Origin of the sequence: Clostridium sp. 1001270J_160509_D11, assembly GCF_015667935.1 — a bacterium.
Taxonomy (GTDB): Bacteria; Bacillota; Clostridia; order Peptostreptococcales; family Peptostreptococcaceae; genus Intestinibacter.
The window spans coordinates 1-6,796 of sequence record NZ_JADPET010000151.1; the positions used below are offsets into that span (position 1 = coordinate 1).

Below are 6,796 nucleotides of genomic sequence, written 5' to 3' on the forward strand. Positions count from 1 at the left end.
ATTTTGTATAAATATACACCTTTCTCTTTTAATTATATATATTAAATAAATTTATAGTAGTGGAGCAAACATCCTTATAATTAACCTTCCAAACTTTCTTATCACACTAGTATTTTTACATTCGGCCATAGTAACTTTATGGCATTTCTTCAATGTATCTAAATAATCTTTTTTTATATCACTTATACTATCTGTTTTATAAAGCCATACACCACATTCATAATGTAAGTACAAACTTCTAAAGTCCAAATTTATACTTCCAACTACTGCGTATTCATCATCTACAACAAAGGTCTTGGCATGCATAAACCCAGGTATAAATTCATAAATCTCTATCCCATCTTTTATAAATGATTCATAATATGATTTTGTAACAGCGTGGACAAATTTTTTATCAGGTATATAAGGTGTTACTATCTTAATATCTACGCCAGATTTTGATGCTATTTTAAGTGCAGTCGCCATCTCATTGTCGATTATTAAGTATGGAGTATTTATATAAATATAATCTTTTGCTTTATTTATCAAGTTTAAATATACAGTCTCACCTATTGGTTCATTTATAAGAGGACTGTCATCAAAAGGCTGTACATATCCATTTGTGTTGTAATATTTATCTTTAGATGGTTTAAATCTCATATAATCTTCTTCTCGATTATCTATATAGTCCCACATAGATAAAAACATTCTAGTCAAATTCCAAACTGCATCACCTTTTAACATTATAGCTGCATCTTTCCAATATCCATGCTTTTCATATTCATTTATATATTCATCAGCTAAGTTTATACCTCCTGTAAATCCTACATCCCCATCTATCACTACTATTTTTCTGTGGTCTCTATTATTAAGCCTTCTTGTAAAAAAGGGTTTAACCGGATTAAATACCTTGCATTTTATACCCTTAGCTTCTAATTTTTTTTGATAATTATGTGGTAGTGTAATTATACACCCTACATCATCATAAATAACCCTCACATCAACACCTTGTTTTACTTTTTCTTCTAAAATTTCTAATATTGAGTTGAACATTTTTCCCTCTTGTATTATAAAATACTCTAAAAAAATAAACTTTTTAGCTTTTTTCAATTCTTTCAAAAGAGCTTCAAACTTCTCCTCCCCAATTTTAAAATAAGTCGTCTCTGTATTATTATAAACAGGGCATTTTGCATAATTTAATATATATTCACTTTGATTTTTTGCATATATATTATCTTCTTGTAGTTTTTGCATTATTTTATCATTTTGTTTTAAAGAGTGTGTCATCTCTATATTTTGTATCGCCATCTTAAGCTTTTCTCTTGCACTGAGTTTATTTCCACCGTATAGTAGATAAAAAAGCCCACCAAATACAGGGAAAATCATCACAGGAATAATCCATGCAATTTTATAACTAGGATTACTTTTACTATTAGTAATTATAAAAACTATTACAATGCTAAGTGCTAGAGAAGCTATATAGAAGTTAAAGAAATACTCACTATATTGTAATAAGAAAAATATTATTATTGCTACTTGTATTAAAAACGAAATTGCCAGAAGTATTATTCTCTGTACAGATCTTTTAAATAAAATATTCATAAATTCCCCTCTTTTGCAATATATTCACTATTATTATATGTTTTTATTTCAGTACTGATATAAATTTAAAAAGAACCACTATATGAATAATTATTACATAATGGTTCTTTTAAATCAATTTATAATGTGTATCAATTTTTTAACTAAACTAAAATAGATAATTTATCTTCTAGCATCTTTTTAGCAATTTGAGGATTTGCTTGTCCTTTTGAAGCTTTCATCACTTGACCCATTAAATAACCTGCAGCTTGTTTTTTACCAGCTTTAAAGTCTTGTATTGATTGTGGGTTATTTTGTAAAACTTCATCAACTAATTTTTCAAGTTCGTCAGATGAACTTATTTGAGTAAGTCCTTTTTCTTTTATTATAACTTCTGGTGATTTATTAGTATCGAACATCTCTGCAAATACTTCTTTACCAGCTGTCTTACTTATTTTGCCTTCATCAATAATTTTAATTAGATGAGCTAAGTTTTCAGGTTCCATTTTTATATCTTCTGGTTCTAATCCTTTAACGTTTAGAAGTCTCAACATATCTCCTAAGATATAGTTGTCTACTACTTTAGGATCTACACCAAAAGCTACAGTATCTTCATAAAAATGAGCTAGAGTTTTATTAGATATTATTATAGATGCATCTTTTTGAGGTATTTTATAATCTCTTATAAATCTTTGTTTTTTCTCTGCAGGCATTTCTGGAAGATTTTCTCTTGTTTTATCTACAAAAGACTGCTCAATTATAATAGGTGTTAAATCTGGTTCTGGGAAATATCTATAGTCATGAGCTTCTTCTTTTGAACGCATTGGTAAAGTTTTGGCTTTTGCTGCATCCCATCTTCTAGTCTCTTGTCTTATTTTATACTCTTCACCGTATTGATATAATTCTCTTTGTCTTTTTTCTTCTCTCTCTAGAGCTTTTTGAACTTCTCTAAATGAGTTTATATTTTTTATTTCGACTTTTGTTCCGTATTCTTCTTGTCCAACAGGTCTTATAGATATATTGGCATCACATCTTATTGAACCTTGTTCCATACGACAGTCAGATACTTCAGCATATTCAAGTATTCCTTTTAATTGTCTCATAAACTCTGCAGCTTCTGCAGGAGATCTTAAATCTGGCTCTGTAACTATTTCTATTAGAGGTACACCACATCTGTTGTAATCTATTAGTGAAAATGGTTCATCTTCTAAATGCACAAGTTTACCTGCATCTTCTTCTATATGTATTCTGTTTATTCTTACTTTTACTTCCCTTCCCTCAAAATCGAATTTAACTAAACCTTCACCACACATAGGTATATCGTATTGTGATGTTTGGAAGTTTTTTGTCAAGTCTGGATAGAAGTAGTTTTTTCTGTCCATCTTATTGTAGTTATTTATCTTGCAACCAAGAGCAGTTCCAGCCTTTACTGCAAGTTTTATTACATCTTCATTTAATACTGGTAAAGTCCCTGGAATACCTAAGCATATTGGACAAGTATTTTCATTAGGTTTTTTACCGAATTCTGTAGAACAGCTACAGAATATCTTTGTTTTTGTTTTTAATTCGGCATGTATTTCAAGCCCTATGACTGTTTCATATACCATAATCTACACCTCTCTATCAAATTGTAGTGCTAATTTCTTTTCAAGTTGATAAGCAACTTTGTATATCTTATCTTCGCTAAATGTATCTCCTATTAATTGGATACCTACTGGAAGTCCCTCTTTGCTCTTTCCTCCTGGCATTGACAATGCTGGCATTGTAGCTAAGTTTATATTTATTGTATATATATCAGCTAAATACATTGCAGTAGGGTCTTCACACCTTTCTCCTATTTTAAATGGAAGTATTGGAGAAACTGGTCCAAGTATTATATCGTATTTTTTAAATGCTTCTTTGAAGTCTTGTTTTAATTTTGTTCTGAATTTTTGAGCTTTATTGTAATAAGCATCATAATATCCTGATGATAATGCATATGTTCCAAGCATTATTCTTCTTTTGACTTCACTACCAAAACCTTCACTTCTACTTTTTTCTATCATATCGTCTACTGATGTGTAGTCTTTTGCTCTATATCCGTAGCTAACTGAGTTAAATCTAGCTAAGTTAGAACTAGCTTCTGCAGAAGATATTATGTAGTATGGAGCAAGCCCGTCTTTAGTTATCGGTAGGGAAAATTCTTCTACTTCACATCCTAATTCTCTCAATGCGTCTAAATCTTTAAGTACTATTTCTTTTATCTCAGGGTCTAATCCCTTTTCTTCTATAAATTCTTTTGGTATACCTATTTTCATACCTGCTATGTCTTGGCCTAATTGTTTTGTATAATCTACCTTTTCGCGTCCTTTTGCAGTAGTACAATCTAAGTCGTCTTCTCCTGCAATTATATCTAATAGATAAGCATTATCTTCTACATTCATTGAAAATGGCCCAATTTGATCAAGTGATGAACCAAAAGCTATAAGCCCAAATCTAGATACTAATCCATAAGTTGGTTTCATACCTACTATACCGCAAAATGATGCAGGTTGTCTTATTGAGCCACCAGTATCAGAACCTAGTGCTAGTGGAACCATTTCACTTCCAACAGCAGCCGCAGAACCACCAGAAGACCCACCAGGAACTCTAGTTAAATCGATTGGGTTTTTTGTAACCTTCATAGCTGAGTTTTCTGTTGAAGATCCCATAGCAAATTCATCTAAATTTGTCTTACCTATAAGTATTGCATCTTCAGCTTGTAATTTTTTAATTACTGTTGCATCATATGGTGGCACAAAATCCTCAAGCATCTTTGAGGCACAAGTTGTCTTTACACCATGTGTACATATATTATCTTTTATCGCTATAGGTATCCCAGCAAGTAATCCTAAATTCTCACCTTTAGCTACTTTTTCATCTATTTCTTGTGCTTTTTTAAGAGCTTCATCAGTTTGAAGTAATAAGAAAGCATCTACTTTATCTTCTCTTTTATCTATTGTATCTATATATGATTTAACAAGATCATAACTTTTTACTTCGCCAGATTTTATTTTAGCTACTAATTGTTTTATACTCATTATAAAGTCCTCCTACTCAATGATTTTTGGCACTTCTATTGCAGTACCTCTCATTGTTTTTACATTTCTAAATAAATCTTCTATCTCACATTTTTTAGGAATGTCTTTTCTAGTTACAGATACTGTAGGTCTTATTTCTACAACATCGTCTAAGTCTAGTGCATCTAGTGTTTTAAATTGTTGTAATATATTTTCAAATTCTTTTGCAAATTTTTCAGCTTCATCTTCGTCAAAATGTAGCTTAGCTAATTGCGCAATATATTTAACTTCATCTTTACTAATTGCCATAATAATTTCTCCTTTTAATTTTTATTTTAAAACTCTATTTAAATATGATATTTATCAAGTTTTAAATTTTATATACTACTTTATATTTATATATTACCATAACTATCTTATGGAGTTAATCTCTTCATATCTCTAGGTATAAGGGCAGCCTCTCTTATGTTTGAAAGTTTTAGTATTTTCATAGTAAGTCTTTCAAGACCTATAGCAAATCCACCATGTGGGGGCATACCGTATTTAAATGTTTCTAGATAAAAATCAAAATCTTCTGGGTTTAATCCAAATTTAATTATATTTGCCTTTAACATTTCGTAATCATGTATTCTTTGACCACCTGTAGTTATTTCAAGCCCATCGTATATTAAATCAAAGCTCTTTGTCAAAGTTTTGTCTTTATCATCAGGCATAGTATACATAGGTCTTTTTGTAACTGGGTATTTAGTTAAAAATACAAATTCTGTGCCGTATTCTTTTTTAACATAATCACAAATTAATTCTTCACCTTTTGCATCTATATTTCCAAGTGGTGATTTTTTATTGTATTTTTCAAGAAGGATTTTGTGAGCTTCATCTAAAGTTATTCTAGGTATTTTAACTTCATCAGGAAGTTTTACTTTATACATTTCTAATTCTTTTTTACAAACTCTATTTAGATGTTTAAATAAATAATCTAAAAAGCCTTCTTCTAAATCCATAAGTTCAAATTCATCTTTTATAAATCCCATCTCAACATCTAAACTCACATATTCATTTAAATGTCTCCAAGTGTTGTGAAGTTCTGCTCTATATGCATGACCTATTTCATATACTCTTTCAAATCCTGCTCCCACCATCATTTGTTTATAAAATTGTGGTGATTGAGCTAAGAAAGATCTTCTATCAAAGTAGTTTACTGTAAACATCTCTGAACCACCTTCAGTAGATGAATCTATTATTTTTGCTGTGTGTATTTGTTCAAAGTTTTTACTTCTTAAATAATCTCTAAACGCTTGCTCTATTTCATTTTGTACCTTAAATATTGCCCTTATTTCTGGCCTTCTAAGTGCTATCGTTCTATGGTCTAATTGAGTTTCTAAAGCTGCTTTATTTTTAAAACTATTTATTTCAAAAGGAAGTTTATCATAATATGTTTTTCCTAGTATTTTAATTTTATCTACAATTATTTCTATTCCACCTGGTGCTTTTTCATTTTCACTTTTTTTACCTACTACTTCTACAGCATTTTCAAGTTTTAATCCTTCTATTTGATCTTTATCTGTTACAAGTTGTACAATACCACTTTTATCTCTTAATTTTATAAATACTACACTACTCAAATCGATAATTTTATATATCCAACCTCTAAGTAGCACAACTTCATCATCTGAAACTTTAAGTTCACTTATAAAAGTTCTATCTAATGTTTTTTCTATTGTCTGCATAAATTTCACCCTTTCTTTTATACTAATTATTATTTTCCCCTTAATTTTTTCAATTAAAAAACCCGTCTCTATACTAATGTATAGGGACGGGATAATTTCCGCGGTACCACCCTAGTTGGCTAAAAGCCCAACTCTGCAAAGTACTAATATACTTTTTCTCCTTTAACGGTGAGACTCCGTTTAGCTTTACTCTTATAAAGTATAATTTCTTCTAACTACTCCAAAGTGTTATTTCAATTTAAGTATCATATAGAGCTTCCACCATCCTCTACTCTCTGTAAATCTATCTTAAATTTACTTTCTTTTTCACTGTATTTAGCTTATTGATTTCTTATTATGTATACATTGTAGGATAAAAAATATATATTCGCAACAATATTTTTTATTTTTTTCGTATTTTTTTAATTTTCTCTAAATTTATATTTATATTATATCTGCTTTTTATAAAATTATACAATTTTATATTAAAAT

At 29.6% G+C, this 6,796-nt stretch carries 5 protein-coding genes and 1 other annotated feature; all 5 genes read right to left on the bottom strand.

Features of this window, described 5'->3' with window-relative positions:
• Positions 1–51 precede the first annotated feature (51 nt).
• Positions 52–1,581 carry a cardiolipin synthase gene (gene cls / locus I4U58_RS11785; protein ID WP_195931541.1) on the bottom strand — a complete coding sequence of 510 codons (1,530 nt, stop codon included), beginning with the start codon at positions 1,579–1,581 and terminating at the stop codon, positions 52–54.
• A gap of 143 nt (positions 1,582–1,724) precedes the next feature.
• Positions 1,725–3,167: an Asp-tRNA(Asn)/Glu-tRNA(Gln) amidotransferase subunit GatB gene (gatB, locus tag I4U58_RS11790; protein ID WP_195931542.1), complete on the bottom strand. Its 1,443-nt coding sequence runs from the start codon at positions 3,165–3,167 to the stop codon at positions 1,725–1,727.
• Between the two features lie 3 nt (positions 3,168–3,170).
• Positions 3,171–4,619 (bottom strand): Asp-tRNA(Asn)/Glu-tRNA(Gln) amidotransferase subunit GatA, encoded by a 1,449-nt coding sequence (gene gatA, locus I4U58_RS11795; RefSeq protein ID WP_195931543.1) that lies wholly within the window; start codon positions 4,617–4,619, stop codon positions 3,171–3,173.
• Positions 4,620–4,631: 12 nt separating this feature from the next.
• Entirely contained in the window at positions 4,632–4,907 is a 276-nt protein-coding gene (gatC, locus tag I4U58_RS11800) for an Asp-tRNA(Asn)/Glu-tRNA(Gln) amidotransferase subunit GatC (protein WP_195931544.1), read from the bottom strand.
• Between the two features lie 107 nt (positions 4,908–5,014).
• Entirely contained in the window at positions 5,015–6,325 is a 1,311-nt protein-coding gene (aspS, locus tag I4U58_RS11805) for an aspartate--tRNA(Asn) ligase (protein ID WP_195931545.1), read from the bottom strand.
• 79 nt (positions 6,326–6,404) lie between these two features.
• Positions 6,405–6,644: a binding site (T-box leader), on the bottom strand.
• Positions 6,645–6,796: the final 152 nt, after the last annotated feature.